23 protein-coding genes and 1 pseudogene are annotated in these 23,580 nt (G+C 33.0%); 9 read left to right on the forward strand and 15 right to left on the reverse strand.

The window, feature by feature from the left end:
• Positions 1 to 48: 48 nt before the first annotated feature.
• The 8 genes from ACGK9U_RS05135 to ACGK9U_RS05170 form a co-directional block, all read right to left on the reverse strand.
• Complete coding sequence (locus ACGK9U_RS05135; RefSeq protein ID WP_394465298.1) at positions 49 to 876, reverse strand: mechanosensitive ion channel domain-containing protein; 828 nt, start codon at positions 874 to 876, stop codon at positions 49 to 51.
• 24 nt (positions 877 to 900) lie between these two features.
• Positions 901 to 1,074, reverse strand: coding sequence for a hypothetical protein (locus tag ACGK9U_RS05140; RefSeq protein WP_394465299.1), 174 nt, complete (start codon positions 1,072 to 1,074; stop codon positions 901 to 903).
• Positions 1,074 to 1,646, reverse strand: a complete 573-nt coding sequence (locus ACGK9U_RS05145) for an RNA polymerase sigma factor (RefSeq protein ID WP_394465300.1) — start codon at positions 1,644 to 1,646, stop codon at positions 1,074 to 1,076. Before ACGK9U_RS05145 ends, ACGK9U_RS05140 begins: the two co-directional genes overlap by 1 nt.
• A gap of 400 nt (positions 1,647 to 2,046) precedes the next feature.
• The gene (locus ACGK9U_RS05150) at positions 2,047 to 3,654 is read right to left on the reverse strand and encodes a helix-turn-helix transcriptional regulator (RefSeq protein ID WP_394465301.1); all 1,608 of its coding nucleotides are present in this window, start codon (positions 3,652 to 3,654) and stop codon (positions 2,047 to 2,049) included.
• Positions 3,655 to 3,766: 112 nt separating this feature from the next.
• Positions 3,767 to 4,381 carry a DEAD/DEAH box helicase gene (locus ACGK9U_RS05155; protein WP_394465302.1) on the reverse strand — a complete coding sequence of 205 codons (615 nt, stop codon included), beginning with the start codon at positions 4,379 to 4,381 and terminating at the stop codon, positions 3,767 to 3,769.
• A 111-nt stretch (positions 4,382 to 4,492) separates the two neighbouring features.
• Positions 4,493 to 5,071 carry a YceI family protein gene (locus tag ACGK9U_RS05160; RefSeq protein ID WP_394465303.1) on the reverse strand — a complete coding sequence of 193 codons (579 nt, stop codon included), beginning with the start codon at positions 5,069 to 5,071 and terminating at the stop codon, positions 4,493 to 4,495.
• Positions 5,072 to 5,088: 17 nt separating this feature from the next.
• Positions 5,089 to 5,442, reverse strand: a complete 354-nt coding sequence (locus tag ACGK9U_RS05165; RefSeq protein ID WP_394465304.1) for a SnoaL-like domain-containing protein — start codon at positions 5,440 to 5,442, stop codon at positions 5,089 to 5,091.
• 85 nt (positions 5,443 to 5,527) lie between these two features.
• On the reverse strand, positions 5,528 to 6,112 hold the full coding sequence (locus ACGK9U_RS05170; RefSeq protein ID WP_394465305.1) for a Crp/Fnr family transcriptional regulator: 585 nt from the start codon (positions 6,110 to 6,112) through the stop codon (positions 5,528 to 5,530).
• Positions 6,113 to 6,205: 93 nt separating this feature from the next.
• Here ACGK9U_RS05170 and ACGK9U_RS05175 point away from each other — a divergent pair, with 93 nt between their 5' ends.
• Entirely contained in the window at positions 6,206 to 7,414 is a 1,209-nt protein-coding gene (locus ACGK9U_RS05175; protein ID WP_394465306.1) for a multidrug effflux MFS transporter, read from the forward strand.
• A gap of 12 nt (positions 7,415 to 7,426) precedes the next feature.
• Here the strand turns inward: ACGK9U_RS05175 and ACGK9U_RS05180 are convergent, their stop codons facing one another.
• Entirely contained in the window at positions 7,427 to 7,945 is a 519-nt protein-coding gene (locus ACGK9U_RS05180; protein WP_394465307.1) for a DinB family protein, read from the reverse strand.
• Positions 7,946 to 8,279: 334 nt separating this feature from the next.
• On the opposite strand from ACGK9U_RS05180, the gene ACGK9U_RS05185 reads away from it, so the two are divergent.
• The 3 genes from ACGK9U_RS05185 (at position 8,280) to ACGK9U_RS05195 (ending at position 11,600) form a co-directional block, all read left to right on the forward strand.
• Positions 8,280 to 8,894, forward strand: coding sequence for a fumarylacetoacetate hydrolase family protein (locus ACGK9U_RS05185; protein WP_394465308.1), 615 nt, complete (start codon positions 8,280 to 8,282; stop codon positions 8,892 to 8,894).
• Positions 8,895 to 9,006: 112 nt separating this feature from the next.
• Positions 9,007 to 10,926, forward strand: a complete 1,920-nt coding sequence (locus ACGK9U_RS05190) for a DUF294 nucleotidyltransferase-like domain-containing protein (RefSeq protein ID WP_394465309.1) — start codon at positions 9,007 to 9,009, stop codon at positions 10,924 to 10,926.
• 2 nt (positions 10,927 to 10,928) lie between these two features.
• Positions 10,929 to 11,600, forward strand: coding sequence for an exonuclease domain-containing protein (locus ACGK9U_RS05195; protein ID WP_394465310.1), 672 nt, complete (start codon positions 10,929 to 10,931; stop codon positions 11,598 to 11,600).
• A gap of 38 nt (positions 11,601 to 11,638) precedes the next feature.
• Here the strand turns inward: ACGK9U_RS05195 and acs are convergent.
• The 3 genes and pseudogenes from acs to ACGK9U_RS05210 all read right to left on the reverse strand — a co-directional run.
• A pseudogene (gene acs / locus ACGK9U_RS05200) lies at positions 11,639 to 13,564 on the reverse strand (acetate--CoA ligase); the annotation flags it as partial.
• 104 nt (positions 13,565 to 13,668) lie between these two features.
• Positions 13,669 to 15,444, reverse strand: coding sequence for a sodium:solute symporter family protein (locus tag ACGK9U_RS05205; RefSeq protein WP_394465568.1), 1,776 nt, complete (start codon positions 15,442 to 15,444; stop codon positions 13,669 to 13,671).
• Entirely contained in the window at positions 15,437 to 15,691 is a 255-nt protein-coding gene (locus ACGK9U_RS05210; protein ID WP_394465311.1) for a DUF4212 domain-containing protein, read from the reverse strand. The genes ACGK9U_RS05205 and ACGK9U_RS05210 overlap by 8 nt, the downstream gene beginning before the upstream one ends.
• 497 nt (positions 15,692 to 16,188) lie before the next feature.
• On the opposite strand from ACGK9U_RS05210, the gene ACGK9U_RS05215 reads away from it, so the two are divergent.
• The 4 genes from ACGK9U_RS05215 (at position 16,189) to ACGK9U_RS05230 (ending at position 19,616) form a co-directional block, all read left to right on the forward strand.
• Positions 16,189 to 17,277 carry a heparan-alpha-glucosaminide N-acetyltransferase domain-containing protein gene (locus ACGK9U_RS05215; protein ID WP_394465312.1) on the forward strand — a complete coding sequence of 363 codons (1,089 nt, stop codon included), beginning with the start codon at positions 16,189 to 16,191 and terminating at the stop codon, positions 17,275 to 17,277.
• Between the two features lie 3 nt (positions 17,278 to 17,280).
• The gene (locus ACGK9U_RS05220) at positions 17,281 to 17,652 is read left to right on the forward strand and encodes an RNA methyltransferase (RefSeq protein WP_394465313.1); all 372 of its coding nucleotides are present in this window, start codon (positions 17,281 to 17,283) and stop codon (positions 17,650 to 17,652) included.
• A 96-nt stretch (positions 17,653 to 17,748) separates the two neighbouring features.
• Positions 17,749 to 18,510, forward strand: coding sequence for an NYN domain-containing protein (locus ACGK9U_RS05225; RefSeq protein WP_394465314.1), 762 nt, complete (start codon positions 17,749 to 17,751; stop codon positions 18,508 to 18,510).
• A gap of 122 nt (positions 18,511 to 18,632) precedes the next feature.
• Positions 18,633 to 19,616: a glycosyl transferase family 90 gene (locus ACGK9U_RS05230; protein WP_394465315.1), complete on the forward strand. Its 984-nt coding sequence runs from the start codon at positions 18,633 to 18,635 to the stop codon at positions 19,614 to 19,616.
• A 109-nt stretch (positions 19,617 to 19,725) separates the two neighbouring features.
• On the opposite strand, the gene ACGK9U_RS05235 is transcribed toward ACGK9U_RS05230, so the two are convergent.
• The 3 genes from ACGK9U_RS05235 to ACGK9U_RS05245 all read right to left on the reverse strand — a co-directional run bounded on the left by ACGK9U_RS05235 (position 19,726) and on the right by ACGK9U_RS05245 (position 22,462).
• Positions 19,726 to 20,670: a phosphoribosylaminoimidazolesuccinocarboxamide synthase gene (locus ACGK9U_RS05235; RefSeq protein WP_394465316.1), complete on the reverse strand. Its 945-nt coding sequence runs from the start codon at positions 20,668 to 20,670 to the stop codon at positions 19,726 to 19,728.
• Positions 20,671 to 20,787: 117 nt separating this feature from the next.
• Positions 20,788 to 21,306: a hypothetical protein gene (locus ACGK9U_RS05240; RefSeq protein ID WP_394465317.1), complete on the reverse strand. Its 519-nt coding sequence runs from the start codon at positions 21,304 to 21,306 to the stop codon at positions 20,788 to 20,790.
• Between the two features lie 202 nt (positions 21,307 to 21,508).
• Positions 21,509 to 22,462 (reverse strand): PhoH family protein, encoded by a 954-nt coding sequence (locus ACGK9U_RS05245; RefSeq protein WP_394465318.1) that lies wholly within the window; start codon positions 22,460 to 22,462, stop codon positions 21,509 to 21,511.
• Positions 22,463 to 22,706: 244 nt separating this feature from the next.
• On the opposite strand from ACGK9U_RS05245, the gene ACGK9U_RS05250 reads away from it, so the two are divergent.
• Positions 22,707 to 23,567 carry an S-adenosyl-l-methionine hydroxide adenosyltransferase family protein gene (locus ACGK9U_RS05250; RefSeq protein WP_394465319.1) on the forward strand — a complete coding sequence of 287 codons (861 nt, stop codon included), beginning with the start codon at positions 22,707 to 22,709 and terminating at the stop codon, positions 23,565 to 23,567.
• Positions 23,568 to 23,580 lie beyond the last annotated feature (13 nt).

Genomic DNA, 23,580 nt, shown 5'->3' on the forward strand with positions numbered 1-23,580 from the left:
TTCTGATTACAGGAAATTAACCAACCAAATTTTAACCCTAACTTAAAGTCAATCCTGTACGCGTACTTGACTCTCTACAATATCTTTAATTGGTATTACAAATTTACCTTGGGCTGTTTTTATTTTTACCGATATCCCATCAATGGACTCTACTTCTCCCTTAATATTATTAAACTCTATAACTTGACCAATTTCATAAGTTTTTCTAGCATAAAAAGTTCTTAACAAATCACCTACCACCTTGTGAGCTCCTATTCCTATCGCTAAAGCAAAAGCCAATAGTAATGAACCAAGTATCATGGTAACATTATTGGTAATAATTTCGGTATCCACACCAGCTTGATTTAAGGCTGTAATGGAAATAAACACCAAAAGAATTACAAATACTATTTGACTCACAATTTTAGAGCCAGATAGTTCCATAGATTCAAAAAAAGATTTTATGCCTTTTCTTGCCATATTAGCAAATAATAATCCTAAAATGAATATTATTAAGGCTCCAAATAACTGCGGTAAATAGCCTAAAAAATTACTTATCTCTTGCGATATTATTTTTAACCCCAAAATATCGGAAGCCATTATAAGTAGTACAATATATATAAGCCACTTTACAAAAACGGAAACGACTTTTACTGTATTGAAGTTTAAATTTTTACCTTCAATAATTTCAATTTCGTTAATGGTATTGTCTAACTTATTAACCTTTGCCAATGTTAATAGTTTTTTGATAATACGAATAGCTAACTTAGTAAACAACCAACCTAATATTAAAACAACTATAGTACCTATAATGTTTGGGAATATACTTGCTATTTCAAACCATAGCTTCGTTACAGATTCCATGGCTATTTCTTTCCATTTTGCTACTTTTTCCATTTAGTTTTGTTGTTAAATATCTTTTTATTTTTTTCTGTTTTTTATAACCGACTCTATGACGTTCCCCATATTGTATGAAAACAGTGTTGCCAAATCCATAAACAACTTAGCCATGGCAATATCGTTCATCACCTTAGCCTTAAGCTCTGGCGGAACGTCCTTAAGTGGCTGGTTAATATGCTTAAATGGATTTTCCATTAGTTAAAATTTTCATTATATACATTAATAAGCCTGTCTTTAGCTCGCTTAATACGCATTTTAACAGCACTTTCCCCTATTCCTAAAACACTTTCAATTTCTTTGATACTAAGGAAATCTTGATATTTTAATAATAGAATCATTTTCTCTTCTGGAGAAATGAGTTCTAATGCTTTTTGTAACTTATCTACTTTCATTTCTAGAAAACCGCTTTCGTCTTCTACATCTGAAATATTTTCCATATCAGCATATTCCACTGATTGCTTTTCAATTTTCTTAGCCGTATTTCTAGTTATATAATTTACACAATGATTGTATGTAAAAGCATATAACCAAGTTGAAAATTTAGCTGTTCCTTTAAAACTAGCCAATTTAACAAAGAGGTTTAAAAACACATCTTGTGTTAAATCTTTAGCCTCATCTTCGTTTTTAGAAAAACTATAACATTTATTAAATACCAAAACTGCGTATCTATCATACAAAATCTCAAAAAGCAATGTATCATTGTTTCTCACAATGGCTTTTACCAGATCTTCATCTGGCAGTTCGGTACTGTTTGTTAAGGTTTTCAAATGTAGCTTCCGCTAGTTTATTTGTTTACTTTTTTATTGAGACACAAAAGCTATAGATAGGTCACATAATTATTAAAAAAATTACAACAAAAAAGGAGTCTAAAAACAGACCCCTTTTTTTAATCCCTAAAAACAACTTTTTTGTCAATAACAACTTTTGTTTTAGATTAAATTATCCGCTTGATAAAGCTTTAAAATTCAACCAAATTCCAACCAATTAGAAAACAGAAGTTTATATGTTATTGATAAATCAGTTAATCAATTAATAGCAATACAAATATTGCTAATTGTTATTATACTATGTTAACTTTTCACTACGCATTTACTACGCACGATGATAAAACAAACACTTTATAATATTATTCTTATAAATAACATGGTTTGATTTGAAAATTTTATACTATCCTACTTTTGTATCCTTAAATGTTTGCTTAAGAAAATTTAGCAATGATGTTTCTTTTGTGTTGAGATTAATCTTTTTTGATATTCTATAGCGCTTACTTTCTAAAGCTCTTACAGATATATTTAAAAATAAGGCAATCTCTTTGTTTTTAAAATCCATGAATAAATAATAACATGTGATAATTTCAGAATCATTTAATTGCGGATATTTAGATTGTATTCTATTAAAAAATTCAACATTAAGATTGTTTACTAATTCTAAATGATTTTCGCTTTTATCTAAAAGCGTAGATGAATTATGAAGTAAATTTTTATATAAATCTTTAATTTTTTCTCTTTGAATTGAAACATCGTGTATGGTTGAAATATTTTTAACCTCCTTTTTAAGGTTAACAATATATTCTTCCAAACCTAACAACTTGCCTGTAAGCTTTTCATTATTAGATTTTAAATAGGATAGATTATTGACTTTATTTAAAGAATCCTTTAACTTGTATTTGCTTTTTTTATAATGAATTAAAAAGAAAACACTAATAAAAGACAATGCTCCAAAAAATAATACTGCCAACGCTCCATTCCAGAATTTCTTTTGGCTTTCGTTTTCTAATTCGGTTTCTTTTTTAAGCAACACATTGTTTAACTGTAAACTGGCTTCTAGATTGCTATTAAATATTTTGTTCTCAAAAAAAACAATAGAATCTAAATATCTTTTAGTGTTATCTAAATCGCCAAGGGTTTTATAAACATTTACTTTAAGGTTTAAATACTTCCTTTCCAAATCATTATTCATAACCTTTCTATGCTTTTCAGATTTAGATAAATAACGAGAAACGGAGTCTATGGCTTTACTCTTTAGATAATATTCAGCAAAATTCAAGTTAATACCTGCGCTAAATGACTCATAGTTAAATTTGGTTATGGTTGTATTAGCTTCTAAATTTTCAAACTCCTTTAGGTAGGCGTACGCACTTTTTAAATCACCTAACTCAATATAATTTGAAATTAGCATATAGGTTGCAAATAAATAAAAGTAGGCGTCGTCTTTTATTTTCCTATAAGTATCTAAATTTTTCAACAACATGCTATTGCACGTTTTATAATTATCATTGGAAAACTCAATATAAGCATACATTTGTTCAACTTCTATAAGTCCGTTACTATTATTATCAAGCTCATAATAGTTTTTAGCTTTATCTAAGTATTCGAAAGCTAAAGAATCTTTTTTTGCAAAATGCAAACTTGCAAACAACTCTAAACAAGCATTACCCGCTACTTTATAATTGCTTTCTTTATCGGCATACTTAATAGCCTGCATGTAATTTTGGCTAGAGCGTGCATATTCACTTCGCTCATCGTGTATTAAAGCTTTAATCACATAAAAGTCTGCAAGACGCCCTTTTAGTACAACTTCAACAGGTTCAGGAATAGAGTCTAGAAATACTTGGGCTTTTTTTGAAGATATATCTATGTAAACTTCAGCTGAATCAACAAAACGAATAAAATCATCGTTATTGCTATTTTGAGAATATATAGCAGTATTACATGCTATAAAGCATATAAAAACGAATCCCTTTATAATGACCTTGTTTTTGAGAGACTTTAACAAAAAAATTCCTTTTGAAAGTTTTCATTAAATTAAAAAAATTATACAAAAAAAGCTAATTTATATTTTAATTGGAAATTTATTGAATTGATACAATTAAGTAAAAGATTATTAGCTAATTAGAAAACTCTACGGTTTCCGACAAGTACATAAAGGAGTCTTGCCAACGCTCAAAACGGGTGTCAAACTTATCAGAAAATACAAGATATTGACATTTACTGATGCTTTCTGGCGTTCTGGTTACCTCAGCAAAATTATTGTTTCTAAATAAAAATTCGGCATCTTCAACAATGCACATTTGTAATTTGTTCAAGTTGATTCCGTTTAAATAAAAAATTCTATTAAGCCGTTTTGGAGTTGCTATAACAATATCGGTTCCTAAGTAAAGCTCTTCACGCTGTAACTCCATATTGTGTTCTTCATAAGCACAATACACACGCAAATCAGTCCCTCGTTTATAGGTATTGAAAATTTCTTCAAGCTTCAATGCTTCTTCTTTATCTTTTACAAAAATTAAAGCACGAGGCGCATCTTCAAAGGCTTCCTTCAATTTGTTTATTACACTTATTACAATGCTTGTGGTTTTACCAGCATTTTTTGGCGCTATTACAAACATACTTCTACCTCCTTTTATTTTTGAAAGGATGGCTGTTTGAAGTGGATTGGGCTGGGTAATTCCGTTTTTTTGTAAATTATCTTTAAGAGGTTCTATAATTTTTTTAAAAGACATAGCGTTTATTTGAACAAACAAAGATAAGCTTTTTAAAACCCTATAAAAATCGAAAAGGGCGTTCATTTCTGAACACCCTTTTATTTAGCTATTGAATCAGTCACTCTGTAATTAAAACTCTAAATCTGCTACTAAGTCAAATTCATCGTAAATAGCTTTATCTTTCAACCCATCAAAAAAGCTTGTAGAACCGTAACGAACATCGTACTTTGTTCTATCAACCTTTAAAGATGCTGTTGCTTTGTTTCCGTAAATTGAAATGGTAAACGTTGCTGGATTTGTTTTTCCTTTTATAGTTAAATCGCCAGTAACCGTGTATGCATTTTTTCCTGAAGGAGTTACTTTAGTAAATACCAATTTTGCTGTTGGATGTTTTTCAACACCAAAAAAATCGTCCGATTTTAAATGTCCATCCAGTTTTCCTTTCATATTACCTTCTAAATCCGTAGAACCGATGCTGTTCATATCCATTACAAACTCACCACCAACTAATTTATTATCATCAAATGTTAAAGAGCCCGATTGTATAGCAACAGTACCTTCGTGTGACCCTGTTACTTTATAACCTTTCCAAACTACTTTACTTTTATCTGTTTTTATTTCTTTTTTCTCTCCCGATTTTGTTGTGAAAGAAAATGTTGTGAATGCTACCAAAGCTACGATTGCTAAATTTTTAATTGTTTTTTTCATCTTGTTTTTGTTTTTGTTTATGATCCGTAATAAAATTTTTCTTTTATAATTTTTCCGTCTTGCCACTCTTGAACAGCTACTTGCGTATAGTTTTTACAACCCAAGTTTTTGTGTGTATAATCAAACATCCATTCTACCATGGTTGTTTTTTCGCCCACGGTTACTTTTAAGGGCTTTGCACATCTAAATTCCGTTATAGCGGCAAAAAAGGCTTCTTCGCGTTTTCTATTTACTTCTTTTCCAATGAATATTTCGTTGTCATTTTCTTGCATTATAACGTCTTCATGATAATAAATATCAAAAGCTTCCAATCCCTTACCTTGAAGGATTAAATCGTTTACCGCGCTTATTTTTTCTATTAAAGTATTCATGATAAATTACTGGTACAAATATCTAAAACATATACGTTGTAGAAAATGACATAGATTATCAAATGATGTTAAACTAGTTTAACATTTATTGTTCCAAAATTAACTGGCTTTTAATTTTACTAAGGAATTCTTTAGTAATACCAAGGTAAGATGCAATCATATACTGAGGGATACGTTGCTCAATAAGAGGATATTGGTCTCTAAAATAAAGGTATTGTTCTTTGGCAGTAAGACTAAAACTTCTAACGATACGTTTTTGAGATGCTACAAAAGCACGTTCTATAATTTGTCTAAAAAAACGTTCCAATTTTGGGATTTCTCTGTACAAATCTTCAATAATATCATAGGAAAACATTACCAATTCAGAATTTTCCAAACATTGAACATTAAAATCGGCCGGGGTTTGGGTGATGAAGCTCCCCATATCCGAAGTCCACCAATCTTCAATTGAAAACATAAGAATATGCTCCTGCCCTTCTTTATCAACATAAAATGTTTTGGTACAGCCCTTCAAAACAAAACATTCATATTTACATATATCACCTTGCTGTACAATATATTGTCCTTTTAAATACTTTCTAATAATGAGTTTAGATATTAAAAAAGCAATTTCATCATCCGTTAAATCTATATAATTGTTTATGTATTTTAATAAGGGGTCGAAGTTCATTTACAAAAAGGTTTAATACAAATTTAACAATATATCGCGGGTTTATTAATCTAAATTAACTTTTAACTTATTTTATAGAGGTACTTTTGCCACATGCAAAAAACGCAAACCTTTAAATTTGAATTTGTAGCATTGATGGCTTCCTTAATGTCTATAGTAGCCCTATCTATTGATGCTTTATTACCAGCGCTACCAGATATTGGTACTTCTTTACATATTACAAACCCAAGCGATAACCAATTACTTATTACCATGATTTTTTTAGGTCTAGGTTTTGGACAACTTATTTTCGGGCCTTTATCTGATAGCTTTGGAAGAAAGCCCATTGTGTTTTTTGGGTTTTTAGTTTTTATAGTTGCCAGTATTGTTTGTGTAACTACTGAAAACTTTGAAGTAATGCTTATTGGTCGTGTGCTTCAAGGTGTTGGTTTATCATCTCCTAGAAGTTTAAGCATTTCTATGGTAAGAGACTCGTATAGTGGAGATTATATGGCTAAAATAGTATCTATAGTGGTGATGTTCTTTATTCTAGTTCCTGTAATTGCACCTACATTGGGTACTTTTTTTCTTCAGTTTTTTAATTGGCAATCTATTTTTTATTTCAATTTGGTATTCGGAATAATGATTATGACTTGGTTTTGGCTCCGTCAACCCGAAACCCTTCCAAAAGAAAAACGCGTAAATTTTACACCGCATTTATTCTCGAATGGTATTAAAGAATTCTTTAAATACCCAGAAGCTATTTCTTACACATTGGTTTCTGGTTTTATTACGGGCTCGTTTATGGTATATTTAAGTACTTCGCAACAAATTTTTGTGGACCAATACCATTTGTCTGATATGTTCCCATATATATTTGCAAGTTTAGCCATTTCCATTGGGCTTGCCACCTATTTAAACAGTGCCTTGGTTGTAAGGTTTGGTATGTTCAAACTGGGCTATATGGCAACCGTTGCCTATAGTATTGTTTCCATTTTATATGTAGTTTTATTTTGGTCTGGAAATAACCCTAATATTTATATTCTAATCACCTTCTTTGGTTTACAGTTTTTTGCTGTAGGCTTTATATTTGGAAACTTACGAGCGTTGGCGATGCAACCTTTAGGACATATAGCTGGTGTTGGAGCTGCCCTAAATGGTTTTATTTCTACAGTTATGGCAGTACCTATTGCTAATTTTATTGGTGGTTTTGTAAAAACATCAGTTTTACCACTATTTATTGGGTTTTCTATTTTTGGTGTTTTATCTGTATTGGTTTTTGTTGCCATAAAACGAAAAACAGCCTTAGCCTTAGCTAGTTAATATCGAATTAAATTATAAATACCGTTCTTTAATGATATCTATATGCCATTGGTAATGCCCTAAAATAATAAACGCAGCGGCTCTGGCAGACATCGCATTACCATTAGCAACCCCTATACATTTTAAATCTTCATCATTTAAAGAATTAAGCAAAGCAATAAAACTTTGTCGAACCGTTTTAAATTCTTCAATCAACGATTCCAAACTTTTATTTTTTGCGTTTGAAGGTGAAATATAATCGTTTTGCTCAAACCCAGGTAACGATGTTTTATCCTGTCTTGCCATACAAAAACAACGGTATTGAAATACACGTTCGGTGTCAATGAGGTGTTGAAAAACTTCCTTCACGTTCCATTTTTCATTAGCATAAGCATAATTCAATTTAATAGCAGGTATATTTTGAAAGAAGTCAATAATATCTTGAGAACTATCTTTAAACCCATCTATTAGCGATAGGTCTTTAGGTACTAATGCCAAATAATTACTATAAAACGTATGATATTCCGTGGTCTGTAGTTCTGAAATGGTCATGATAAAAAATATAAATAAAAAACCACTTTTCAGGGTGGTTTCTAAATGATTGAAAAGTTATAAATTCTTAATCGCGTTTTGCCTTTTTAGCAAGTTTTGCAGCTTTTTTTTCTTTCGGTGTTAAAAGAGGTTCTTTTTTAACCGTTTTCTTAGCGTCGTGTGATTTAGCCATAATAAATAGAATTAAAATAAACAATTTTAAAATTGAATTAACGATATGAAGATACGGAAAAACTACAGCAGTACAGAGTATAAAGAAGTTAAATTTCTTTTAATTTTAAACCTCATATTTCACTAAATTTACAATCTAAATTTTAAACTAAATCAAAATACTATGAAAATTCTGGCTATAGGCAAAAACTATGTAAGTAATAAAGAAGAAATAAGTGGCAACAAAACAGGAAATCAAATTATATTTTCTAAGCCAGAATCTAGCCTTGTACGAGACAACAAAGATGTGGTTTACCCAAGTTTCACCAATCAATTAAACTATGAAATTGAATTGGTTATCAAAATTGGTAAAAAAGGAAAAGACATTAGTTTAGAAGATGCTGCTTCGTACATTTCGGAAATTGGCGTTGGTATCGATTATACGGCTAAAGATGTTTTTAACGCTTGTAGAGAAACCAAAGGTCCGTGGGATTTAGGTAAAGGTTTTGATGGTGCTGCTCCTATTTCAAACTTTAAACCGGTTTCTAACTTCCCAAAATTGGATGATATTAATTTTCGTTTGGTGATTAATGGTGAAGAAAAACAAGTGGGAAACACGGCGTTAATGATTTATACCTTTAGCGATATTATTTCATTCACTTCAAAATACATGACTTTAGAACCAGGCGACCTTATTTTTACAGGTACTCCTGCGGTTGGTGCTGGCGAAATACATAAAGGCGACCATTTACAAGGCTATGTTGAAGGTGAATTGCTTTTAGATTTTAAAATGATTTAATTCTTAACAAAGAATAAAGCTTATTTAAACCATTATTGAAGCAATCTATTTTGATAAAGAATTAGATTGCTTCTCTCTTACATAAAATACCTTTTTCAAAAAACAATAATTAATGAAGAATTCCATTGCAGAACGTGTTTACGATTTTCTAAAGAATTATCCACCCTTTAATATTTTAAAAGCTGATGATTTATTGGAGATTTCAAAACAGGTTTCTATTATTTATTTAGAAAAAGGCGATACGTTGTTTAAAAAAGGGGATGCCTTTAACGAATATTTCTACATGGTTCGAAATGGTGCCATTACCTCATTTCATACAAACAATAACAACGTACAAGAAATTGTAAACATTAGTGATGCCGGTGATATTTTTGGCGTACGCCCCCTGATTGCCAAAGAAGATTACAAGCTTACTGCAACCGCTAACGAAGAATCTATTGTATATGGCATTCCAATAGACACCTTTCAAAAAGTTACCAATGACAACCCAAGTGTTTACAAATTTTTAATTACGGCGTTTGCTACCAATGCCTACGACCCCTATACAGCCGAGGAAACCGGTAAAATATTTTCCGATTATTTACCAAGTACATCCCAAGATGTTGTTAGTTTTCAAACAGCTAATTATTCTAAAAACCCCATTACTTGCGATTTTAAATCATCATTGAAAGATGCAGCTATAAAAATGAGTAAGTATAAAATTGGCTGTATTGTTGTTGTAGATGATGATATAAACCCTGTAGGCATCATTACAAACAGTGACATTAAAAATAAAATCGCCACTGGTTTATTTCCCATTGAAACGCGGGTTACCAATATTATGAGTTCGCCTGTTATCACCAATAAAAAAGATTTAACAGTCGCCGATGGTCAACTTCAAATGATAAAACACAATATCGGGCATTTATGCATTACCAAAGACGGCACGGTGAATTCTAAACTTATAGGCGTATTAACACACCACGACGTATTGGTTACTTTAGGTAACAATCCGTCGGTGATTTTAAAAGAGATAAAACGTGCCAAACGTGCAAAAAAACTACGAACTGCCAGACTTAAAGCCAACACCCTCCTAAAGAGCTATTTAGAACAAAACATTCCTATTTCACACATCGTAAAAATCATTTCGCAAATTAATGATGCTGTTACGGTTCGCGCTATAGAATTGGCTATAAAAAAAATGCCCACGCCTCCTCCCGTAACGTTTTCATGGATGTCTATTGGTAGTCAAGGCAGAAAAGAACAATTGCTTTTTACAGACCAAGACAATGCTATTGTTTTTCAAGATGTTGAAAAAAACAAATATGAAGAAACACAAGCTTATTTTTTAGAACTAGCAAAACTGGTTACAAAAGCTTTAAACAAAATAGGATTTGAATATTGTGAAGCCGATATGATGGCTAGCAATGTAGCATGGTGTAAATCTATTACCGAATGGAAATTACAATTTGAAAATTGGATTTTAAACCCCGATGAAAAAGCCATTTTATTATCGTCTATATTTTTTGACTACAACGGTGTTTATGGCGATAAAAATTTGATTGATGAATTATCAGATTCCATTTACGTAACCTTAAGTAAAACATCCTTATTCTTTAAATTTTTAGGAAGAGATGCGCTTAAAAACCCACCACCACTTGGTTTCTTTAAGCAGTTTTTAGTTGAAGAAAATGGCGAACAAAAAGACCTTTTCAATATAAAAAGTAGAGCGTTGATGCCCTTAATTGATGCCGCTAGGTTACTCACTTTAAGCAATAATATAAAAGGCATCAACAACACTTCGGAACGTTTTGAAAAACTAGCAGAAATAGAGCCCAATAATAAAGAACTTTACCAATCGTGTTCTTATGCTTTTAAGGCTTTATCAAAATTTAAAACAAAACAAGGTTTATTACATAACAACTCAGGAAAATTTATTGAATTGGAAACCCTTAACAAAGAAGAAAAACTAAAGTTGAGACGTTGCTTTAAACCCATTCAAGAAATTCAGGAAACCTTAAAAATGAGATTCGATTTAAAAAACTTTATGTAACGATGAATTTTGGTTGGTTATTTAAGAAAAAACAAGGTTTTCCAGATTTTTGGAAAGAATATCTTGAGTTATTTAATAAGAAAAAGAACAAAGAAAACCCTATTGTAAACACCCGATTTGTAGCTTTTGATACCGAAACTACAGGATTTGATAAAAAAGAAGACCGTGTGTTATCTATTGGTGCTGTTTCCTTTACAGGCAAAACCATTCAAGTGAACAATAGCTTAGAACTGTATTTAAAGCAAGATGTTTTCAAACCTGAAACTGTTGAAATTCATGGTTTAATGAAAACAGGTTCACAAGAAAAAATATCGGAATTAGAAGCTATAAAAATATTTTTATCATATATAAAAGACGATGTTTTAATTGCTCATCATGCTAATTTTGATAGATGTATGATTAACGAAATGCTTTTAAGACATGGTTTGGGAAAACTAAAAAACAAGTTTATAGATACAGGTGTCATTTATAAAAAATCAATTCATATTATTTATAGACAACAAGATAAATCTTATTCATTGGATGAATTATGTAAAGAGCTCAACGTGCCTATGGTTGATAGACATACCGCTACGGGGGATGCCTTAATTACCGCTTTAGTATTTTTAAAAATAGTTTCCCGATTGGATAAACGTAAGCATTTGAATTGGGAATATTTGTTGCAAAATAATTGACAATTATCAATTGATAATTGTCAATTATTTACTTTTTTTTAAAGGGCATTATCCATAATATCCTGTACCACCTCTGGGTTTAATAGCGTACTCGTATCACCTAAATTTGAAGTATCCTTGCTTGCTATTTTACGTAAAATACGACGCATAATTTTTCCTGAGCGTGTTTTTGGCAAACCTTGTGTAAACTGTATTTTATCCAGTTTTGCAATAGGACCAATTTTATCGGAAATAAGCTGATTGATTTCTTTTCTTAAATTGTCATGGTTTCTATACTCTCCAGTATCTTTTAGGGTTACATAACCATATAAAGCACTACCTTTTATATCGTGTGGAAAACCTACAATGGCAGATTCCGCTACTGCTGGATGTTCGTTGATAGCGTCTTCAATAGGAGCTGTTCCTAAGTTATGCCCCGATACAATAATAACATCATCTACCCTACCCGTAATACGGTAGTATCCCACTTCATCTCGCAACGCACCATCACCTGTAAAATATTTATTTTCGTAGGCCGAAAAATAAGTTTCTCTATAACGCTCATGATTGCCCCAAATGGTACGTGCTATAGATGGCCACGGGAATTTAATACACAAACGCCCTTCTACTTGATTGCCTTTTAACTCGTTGCCATGTTCATCCATTAATGCGGGTTGTACGCCTATAAATGGCAAGGTGGCATAGGTTGGCTTGGTTGGTGTAACATAAGGTATAGGCGTTATCATAATACCACCTGTTTCGGTTTGCCACCAAGAATCTACAATTGGGCTTTTATTTTTCCCTACCACATCATTGTACCAATGCCACGCTTCTTCGTTGATTGGTTCACCCACACTTCCTAGTACTTTTAAGGATGTTAAATCGAACTTTTCAACCAATTCCACGCCTTGTTTTGCCAACGCACGAATGGCGGTTGGCGCTGTATAAAACTGTGTTACTTTATGTTTTTCTACTATTTGCCAAAAACGCCCAAAATCTGGATAACTGGGTACGCCTTCAAACATGACGGTTGTTGCTCCGTTTGCTAACGGACCGTAAACGATATAACTATGCCCCGTAATCCAACCAATATCGGCAGTACACCAATACACGTCATTTTCTCTGTATTGAAAGGCGTTTTTAAACGTGTATGCGGTATAAACCATATAACCAGCCGTGGTGTGTACCATGCCTTTTGGTAATCCAGTGGAACCTGAAGTATACAATATGAACAAAGGATCTTCAGCGTCCATAATTTCAGCTTTACAATCTGTCGATGCAGCATCTAAAAGTGGTTGCAACCATAAATCGCGACCTTCCTTCATTATAATTTCAGAATTGGTGCGTTTTGCTACCAATACACTTTTTACACATGGGCATTGTTCCAGAGCTTCATCTACAATACCTTTTAAATCGATGGATTTAGCACCTCGATACGACCCATCGGCCGTAATAACCATTTTACAATCGCTATCGTTAATACGCGTGGCTAGAGCTGTTGCCGAAAATCCAGCAAATACCACCGAATGAATGGCGCCAATACGCGCACATGCCAATAATGAAATAGCGAGTTCTGGAATCATAGGCACATAAATACATACACGGTCTCCTTTTTGAATGCCCTGTGCTTTAAGTACATTGGCAAACCGGTTAACCCGCTTGTGCAATTGGCTATATGTAATATGCTCCGAAGGCTCATCAGGATTATTCGGTTCAAACAAAATAGCTGTTTTTTCACCACGTGTTGCTAAATGCCTGTCGATGCAGTTTTCGGTAATATTTAATTTGGCACCTTCAAACCATTTTACCTCGGGTTTGGTAAAATCCCAACTTAAAACGTTATCCCATTTCTTACGCCATACAAAATGTTCTTCGGCTACTTCTTCCCAAAAATTTTCGGGCTCTCTAATGGATTTTCTATAAACCTGATAGTATTCTTCTAAATGCTTTATGTGGTAATTACTCATTGTTGTATGTTGTTGATTTGTTTGTCGTTTAGTTGTTTGTTATTAAGTTGAAAAATCAACTAAACAACTCCACAACATCCGACTTAACCTTTTTAATTATTAATTGTTAATTGTCCATTAAACTAATGTCCTGTAGCTTCACCTGCACCACTTGGTATACGTATATTTTCAACAATATCCTGTACATCTTGTGGCGGTTCAGGTGTAAATTTCATAATAACAATAGACACTATAAAATTAAGAATCATGGCGATAGTTCCAAAACCTTCGGGCGAAATTCCGAACCACCAATCTGCTTTTCCGCCACCGCCAAACCAATCGAACTTAAATTTAAGCATGTAAAATAGCATAGATGAAATGCCTACAACCATACCTGCAATAGCGCCTTCTTTATTCATCTTCTTATAAAAGATCCCTAAAATAATGGCTGGAAAAAAGGATGCTGCCGCTAAACCGAACGCCAAAGCCACGGTGGCTGCCACAAATCCTGGTGGATTGATACCAAAATAACCCGCCACACAAACTGCTACTACAGCCGACAAACGTGCAGCAATTAATTCGCCTTTTTCTGTAATGTTCGGGTTGATCATTTTCTTAATTAAATCGTGAGATACTGACGACGAAATAACCAACAACAATCCTGCTGCGGTAGATAGAGCCGCTGCTAATGCTCCTGCTGCTACTAAAGCAATAACCCAATCTGGTAAATTTGCAATTTCCGGGTTGGCAAGTACCATGATATCATTATCTACATACAATTCATTATCTGTATTCGGATTTGGTTTATTAAAATCAAATTGCCCTTCTTCATCTTTTAAAAATGCTTCACCTGCTAAATATTGAATTTTTCCATCTGAATTTTTATCTAAAAATCCTATTAATTTGGTTTCCTCCCATGTTATAAACCATTGAGGCATATCAAGATATTCTTTATTGCTAACCGTTTCAATTAAATTCGTTCTTGCAAAAACAGAGACCGCTGGCGCTGCCGTATATAAAATAGCGATTAACAACAAAGCTAAACCTGCCGATTTACGGGCATCTTTCACACGTTTTACTGTAAAAAATCGCACAATAACATGTGGTAAACCTGCGGTTCCAACCATTAAAGCTAACGTGATGGCGAATACATCTATCATAGATTTTGAACCTTCAGTATATTCTGCAAAACCCAAATCGGTACTCAAACCATCTAATTTATCTAATAAATATGTTCCTGAACCATCAGCTAAAGTGTCTCCAAAACCTAATTGCGGAATTGGATTTCCTGTCATTTGAATCGAAATAAAAATAGCAGGTACCATAAAAGCAAAAATAAGCACACAGTATTGCGCTACTTGTGTATATGTGATACCTTTCATGCCTCCAAGAACTGCATAAAACAACACGATTATCATACCAATAATAACCCCTGTATTGATATCAACCTCTAGAAAACGTGAAAATACCAAACCTACCCCGCGCATTTGTCCTGCTACATAAGTAAACGAAACTAAAAGGGCGCAAAAAACACCCACCATACGGGCAGAGTTGGAATAATATCTGTCTCCTATAAAATCGGGTACGGTAAATTTTCCAAATTTTCGTAAATAAGGCGCCAACAACAAAGCTAGCAGAACGTAACCGCCAGTCCATCCCATTAAATAGACCGCACCATCGTACCCTGCAAAAGAAATAATTCCTGCCATGGAAATAAACGATGCTGCACTCATCCAGTCGGCTGCGGTTGCCATACCGTTGGCTAAAGGCGATACACCACCTCCTGCGACATAAAACTCTTTGGTGGAGCCTGCTCTAGACCAAATGGCAATACCAATATAAAGTGTGAAAGTAAGTCCGACTATAATGTAAGTCCAATTTTGTACTCCTAAACCTGATGCTAAAAATAAACTATTCATCATATCCGTATTTTTTATCTAGTTTATTCATAAGGCGAACATATACGAATATAAGAACAACAAAAACATAAATTGAACCTTGTTGTGCAAACCAAAAACCTAGTTTAAAACCTCCCATTTTTATTTGATTTAAAGCGTCTTTAAACAGTATTCCTGCACCATAAGACACAAAAAACCAAATGGCTAAAAGTATAAAGAGATACCTGATATTTTCTTTCCAATAAGCTTTTGCATTGTTTTTTGTCATTTTTAATTTTATTAGTTGGTTAATATTTAAGTTGATAAACCATAGAACGTTTCAACTGTTTATCAAATTACCTTTTTTTAAAACTTAATCTATCCTGCATCTTACTGCTCTTCGATTCTTTTGGTCAAAAAAAAACATTCTTTTACGTATTCATTAATTAATATCCATCTTTTAAGATATAGATTTTCCTTTTCAGAATTAATCATTTTTTTTACACAATGATTATTGAATCATTAATTTTTAACATAAATATTGAGCAAGACGCGACTGCTAATATAATATTTACTCACTAAATCTAAATACATTTTCTCCTTTATTTGAATGATCTTTAAAATGCAAACAGATTTCAAATATAAATTCCCAATCAATATATCAGATTTTCAAAGCGTTGCATTTTCTGTTAAAAATATCTTAATATAATTTTACAAATATTATAGAAGGTTTACTTAGTTTTAATTATTAGAAGTATATTTACCCTAATCAAACCGAATTTAAGATTGCAAACTAATCGCTTATATTTCATTGATGCCGTTAGGGCATTTGCTATATTAATGATGCTCCAAGGGCATTTTATAGATACCCTATTAGACCCGCTTTACAGAAATCCTATTTACCCAGCTTACAACGTTTGGTCTTACTTTAGAGGCATAACGGCTCCTACTTTTTTTACTATTTCTGGGTTGGTTTTTTCCTATTTGTTATTACGTGCTAATGCCAAAGGCGAAGTTAAAAAAAGAATTAAAAAAGGGATCTTCAGGGGGCTTTTACTATTAGCCATAGGCTACAGTTTACGTGTTAATTTAGTAAGTTGGTTTACGGGATATTTTAGTCCGTATTTTTTGGTGATAGACGTATTGCAATGTATTGGCTTATCGCTTATTCTATTGGTTATCCTTTTTTCTATATTCAAGAATCATAGCTACCTGTTTTCTGTGGTGCTTTTTTGTATTGGATGCAGTATATTTTTAACCGAACCTTTGTACAGAAAATTGGTTATAGATAATGTGCCGTTATTTTTTGCCAATTACATGACCAAAGTTAACGGATCCGTTTTTACCATTTTACCATGGTTTGGATATTCGGCATTTGGAGCTTTCTTCGCTACCGTATTTTTTAGGCATGCACACCGCAGTCGTTTTAAACATTTCACAATAGCTACGTTTTTTATAGCTGGGTTATTATTGATTTACTACTCTACAGATTTTCTTTTTTACCTTCACAAAGTAACCGGTTATGAATTGCTATATAGATGTGCCGATTTTAATTATTTATTCATTCGAATGGGTAATGTTTTGTTACTCTTCGGCTTGTTCTACACGTTTGAACGCTATCTAAAACAATCCATTATTTCACGAATAGGTGAAAAAACATTGTCTATGTATGTGATACATTTCATCATTCTTTACGGAAGTTTTACAGGCTATGGTTTGAAAAAATTCTTCAATCAATCTTTAAACCCTTGGGAAGCTATTTTTGGCGCAGCTACATTTGTTATAGTAGTATGCCTAATATCGTTTTACTACGCACGTACCAACCATTTTGTATATACTTTAGCCCGAAAGTTTATAAATTTATTTAAAAGATAAACGATGGCTTACGATGCTTTTTTAGCCGATAGAATCCGCCAACAACTCAAAGAAAAACACATTTTTTTTAAAGAGCTCAACATGATGGGTGGTTTATGTTTTAAAGTAGATAATAAGATGCTTTGTGGCATCCACTTTGATAAAAAATTTGGCGACGATTTACTCATGGCACGTGTGGGTGAAGCTGTTTATGAAGAAGAACTAAAAAAACCAAACTGCTTACCTATGGATTTTACGGGCAAACCCATGAAAGGTTATATTTTTGTAATTCCCAATGGTTTTGATGCCGATGCAGACTTATCCTATTGGCTCGATTTATGCTTAGCTTTTAACCCGTTAGCCAAAGCAAGCAAGCCTAAAAAGAAAACAAAATAAACGCCTTTTTGGTTTATAAAACTTAACTTCGCTATTTTGTGAGTTGTTTTTTAAAACACTTTTAGCAACTCAAAGTTGCACACAACACTTAAATATATGGACACAAATATAAATTTAGCAGTACTTATTGATGGTGATAACATCCCGTCGGCCCACGTAAAGGAAATGATGGAAGAAATTGCCAAATACGGCAATCCCACAATCAAACGTATTTATGGAGATTGGACCAACCCACATCTTTCCAAATGGAAAAACCTTTTGCTTGAAAATGCCATAACGCCCATTCAACAATACGGTTATACCACTGGAAAAAACGCTACCGATTCTGCTATGATTATTGATGCCATGGATGTGCTCTATTCGGGCAAAGTAAATGGTTTTTGTTTGGTATCCAGCGATAGCGATTTTACACGATTGGCTGTTAGACTTCGAGAAGCGGGCATGTTGGTTATTGGTATTGGTGAAAAAAAGACACCTAACCCGTTTATTGTGGCTTGCGATAAATTTATTTATGTTGAAATTTTAAAGAACAAAGCCGATAGGGAAAACAAAGATACCGACGACACCAAAGACAACGTTGATAAATTGACTCCAAAAGATATCGAGCTTATTAAAACCACCATTGCCGATGTTTCCGATGATGATGGGTGGGCATTTTTAGGAGATGTAGGTAGCTTGCTACAAAAAAAGCAACCCAATTTCGATTCCAGAAACTTTGGTTTTGAAAAACTTACACCATTAATAAAATCGATTGATATTTTTGAGTTGGAGCAACGCGAAAACCCAAAAAGCCGCCATAAGCTCATTTTTGTACGTATTAAAGCGAAACAGGTTATTGTTAAAAAGAAGCGACGCTAAAACTGATTTTTGTCTACCTTAACTTATTTCAGTTTTCCATATAAAGAAACGGATTTATATTCTAAACAGTTAGCAAACATTAAAAAATCGAAATCAAAGCATAAACTGGCAATTTGTATAAAATGGAGATTAAGAGATTATCGTACAAGCATAAAAACAATAAAGTACTGTACTATATTAAAAATTATATAAGGTTATTAATTCAATCTAATTATTACCAGGCAAAACTAAGTGAAAAACTAAAATCTATAAAATCATTAAGTGATGATGATATTGAAAAAATAGCATTTCGATTGAATTATTATAATAAGCTAAAAGAACCTGTTGAATTAACAACTGAAGCAATAAAATTATCTGATTTAAAGCTTATAAAAGGCTCTAAGACTTATTTCTTTGATCTTTATGAATATAGTAGGTTTTTCAATCAAAATTTAAAAGGACATTTTTTATTTGGTGATATCACGCACATACCAAAAGCACCTAGTTTAGTAAAAAGCAGACCCATTCTAAACAATAACGATTATTCAATACTATTGAAATGGGATAAAGTTAGACATTTCATGTATATTAAAAATGATAAAAGACCATTTTCACTTAAAAAAGATATGCTCGTTAGTCGTGGTAAAGTACATTCTACACAGCCACATAGAGTCCTATTTTTAGAAAAATATTTTGGGCACCCCATGTGCAACATTGGTAAAGTAAATAATAATGAACTTAATTCTAAATGGAAGGTTAATAGAATGGTTATTGATGAGCAACTTGAGTATAAATTTATCCTCTGCTTAGAGGGAAATGATGTTGCCAGTAATTTAAAATGGGTTATGTCTTCCAATTCTTTAGCTGTTATGCCAAAACCTAAGTTTGAAACTTGGTTCATGGAAGGACTTCTAATTCCTGATTATCACTATGTTTTAATAAATGATGATTATTCCGATTTGGAGAGCAAACTAAATTACTATATTAATAATGTAGATAAAGCAATTGAAATAATTAAAAATGCCAATGAATATGTCTCACAATTTAAAAACAAACAATTGGAAGACTTAATATCTCTGTCGGTTTTGAATAAATACTTTGAAAAGACTAATCAGTACAAAAAATAATAATTACAAAAAGCGTTTACCAATAATGGCTGTAAGCGCAAATCCCAAGATACCGCATAAAAAAAGACCTTAATTAAAGATCTTTTTCAATTTTATATAATAGTAATTTCTACTTTAAATAAGCCAAAACATTATCTTCAATACGTTTTTGTATATCGTTTACATCGCCTTTTATAAAGGTTTCGCCTGTAATGTTTTCGTAAAGTTCTATATAACGCTCGCTAACGGTTTCGATGTATTCATCACTCATAACAGGTACGGTTTGTCCTTTTAAACCTTGAAAGTTATTGGCAATAAGCCATTGGCGTACAAACTCTTTACTTAGTTGTTTTTGGGCTTCGCCTTTTGCCTGTCTGTCTTCATAACCATCTGCATAAAAATAACGCGAGGAATCTGGAGTATGTATTTCATCAATCAACACAATTTGTCCGTCTTTGGTTTTTCCAAATTCGTATTTGGTATCTACTAAAATCAAACCACGGCTTGCAGCTATTTCGGTACCTCGGTTGAATAATTTACGTGTATAATCTTCCAATACCACATAATCTGCTTCACTTACAATACCGCGTTTTAAAATGTCTTCACGCGAAATATCTTCGTCGTGGTCGCCCATTTCAGCTTTGGTTGCCGGCGTAATAATAGGTTCTGGAAACTTATCGTTTTCTTTCATTCCTTCTGGCATGGCCACACCACAAAGCACACGTTTACCTGCTTTATACTCGCGTGCTGCATGCCCACTCATATACCCACGAATTACCATTTCTACTTTGAAAGGTTCACACAAATGCCCTACCGCAACGTTAGGGTCGGGTGTTGCTGTTAACCAATTGGGTACCAAATCTTCTGTAGCTGCCATCATTTTGGTAGCGATTTGGTTTAATATTTGCCCTTTGTATGGAATTCCTTTTGGCATCACCACATCGAAAGCCGATAAGCGGTCCGTAGCAATCATAACCAACTGCTCGTTGTTTATATTGTAGACTTCTCTAACTTTTCCGTGATAAACCGATTTTTGATTTGGGAAATTGAAATTGGTACTCGTTATAGTATTCATTTAAAGTAACGTGTTGTTTGTTTTGCAAATGTAATTTGTTTAGGCTTGCCAAACAATAGTAAATAAAAAAAGGAGCATTTACATGCTCCTTTTTACGTTTATAACTTTTACTGATAATTATTTAAATCGAATATTGTAAGTTACGCCTACCCCCACATTTTGTAAATCGATATCGTTTTCTGCAAAAGTGTTTTGGTAAAAGGCATAAATATTCCAATCATGGTTATGGTAACCAATTTGTGGGTTTACATATAAACCACCGTCGTTATTATCTACATTGGTCAATAAACCATAACCAACATCGGTACCTATAAACAAACCATCTGGCGTGAAATAATAACGGGCAAAACCTGCTACTGGCACCAAACCAAAATCATCAGAACCATCTTTTCCAAAATAATGGCTATAACCAGAAGCCACTCCAATGGCAAAATTTGGATTGAACAAATACTGACCTCTTAAATCTACACCAGCTGAAAACGAAGAAAAATCACTAGCATCACCTACTGGAACACCTGCTGTTAATCCGGCTTTTAACCAAGAATTGTTTGGTGTAATATCTATGTCCGTTTGTTGTGCATACATGGAGGTTGATCCTATTAATGCGATTCCGATAACTAAAAATAATTTTTTCATAATGTTCTTTTTTTAAATATTTATACAGCAAATCTCGGCAACATGGGCAGTAAATGCTTTACATGATTTTTATAAAAGTTTATAGAATTAAAAGTCACAAACCTCTAACTCACTGATTATATGAACAAAACCGAACACTCTCATAAAACAAAAAAAGCCAGCTAAATGAATAACTGGCTTGGTTTTTAATTGGTTTTTATACCTAATCTATATTTTCAATGCTTTTGTAAGCTTCAATAACCTTTTTAACCAATCGGTGACGAATGACATCTTTATCATCCAAAAATATCATACCAACACCTTCTACGTTTTTCAAAATTAAAAGCGCTTCTTTAAGACCAGAAATGGTACGTCGTGGTAAATCGATTTGCCCTGGGTCGCCGGTCAATAAAAATTTGGCGTTTCTCCCCATACGGGTTAAAAACATTTTCATTTGGTTGTGCGTGGTGTTTTGTCCTTCATCAAGAATGACAAAAGCATTATCCAACGTACGTCCACGCATAAATGCCAAAGGAGCAATTTGTATGGTACCGTTTTCGATGTACATTGCTAATTTTTCTGCAGGTATCATATCTCGCAACGCATCGTATAAAGGTTGCATGTACGGATCTAACTTTTCCTTTAAATCACCCGGTAAAAAACCAAGGTTCTCCCCTGCTTCAACTGCCGGACGGGTTAATATTATACGTTTAACTTCTTTGTTTTTAAGTGCTTGAACCGCTAAAGCTACACCTGTATAGGTTTTTCCCGTACCTGCTGGCCCAATGGCAAAAACCATATCATTGGCACGCATGCTTTCTACCAATTTACGTTGGTTTGCTGTTTGCGCTTTTATAAGTTTGCCACCCACACCGTGAACCAATACTTCGCCGCTAGATTCGGAAGTAGAATAATCGTCGCTGCTTTGGCTAGTCAATACACGCTCTATAACATTTTCGTCTAACTTGTTGTATTTTGAAAAATGTGTTAGTAGCATTTTCATTCGACGGTCGAATTCTTCTAGTAAATCGTCGTCGCCAAGGGCTTTAATTTTAGTCCCTCTTGCTACAATCTTCAGTTTGGGAAAGTATTTTTTTAGGAGTTCGATGTTGGCGTTTTGGGCTCCAAAAAATTCTTTTGGAGTAATTTCTTCAAGTTCAATAATAATTTCGTTCAAAGGCGTAAAGTTTGTTTATAATTTCCTCTAAGATTAATAATAATATTGCTTACTCAGACGAAATGATTTATTAGATTTATTCAGTTATTTTAATTTGATAAATTTATCTTTATAAACCTACATTTTTCATGTTAAACTTAAAAACGAAAACAAAAATTTTATGTAGGTTTGTTGCATATTGCTAAAACTCAAAAATAAACAAATTTGAGTGTACAACCGTTAAAAACATATCAACAATTTGCCAATGGCGATAATAACATTAACTACCGATTTTGGAGAAAAAGATCACTTTGTTGGCGCAACCAAAGGCGCTATTTACAGTGAATTGCCCAATGTTAGAATTGTTGATATCTCACATTCCGTATCGCCTTTTAATATTTTAGAGGCGGGATATATTATTCAAAATGCTTATAAAAGTTTTCCTAAAGGAAGCATACATGTTATTGGCATTGATTCTGAAATTAACGAAGAAAACAAACATATTGCCTTAAAGCTAGACGACCACTACTTTATTTGTGCCAACAATGGTATTATGAGTATGATTTGCTCTGAAATTGCACCCGAAAAAATTGTTGAAATTAATATTCACGATAAAATAGAAACAAGTTTCTCTGTACTGGATGTTTTTGTAAAGGTAGCTTGCCATATTGCACGTGGTGGCACACTGGAGGTTATTGGTAAAACCATAAACGAAATTAAACCCATTAAAAACATTGTGCCTTTTGTAAACGACGATAAAACCCAAATTATTGGTAGTGTTATTTATGTTGATAACTATGGAAACGTTGTAACCAACATAAAACGTTCGTTTTTTGAAAGCATACAAAAAGGAAGAACTTTTGAAGTATCGGCACGAAATAACAAGTTTAAAAAAATACATTATAAGTACAGCGATATTGTTAATTTTGAAATTCCTGAGGAAAAACGGCATGATGAAGGCAGAGGTTTAGTGGTTTTTAATTCGGGAGGTTTTTTGGAAATTGCCGTTTATAAAAGCAATAGTGCTACGGTTGGAAGCGCTTCTACTTTAATGGGACTAAGTTTGATGGATGCGGTGAGCGTTAATTTCAGCACAGAATCGATACTTCCAAAAAGTTTGGAATAAAAAATAATTAAAA

Origin of the sequence: Mariniflexile sp. HNIBRBA6329 (genome assembly GCF_043558645.1) — a bacterium.
GTDB lineage: Bacteria > Bacteroidota > Bacteroidia > Flavobacteriales > Flavobacteriaceae > Mariniflexile.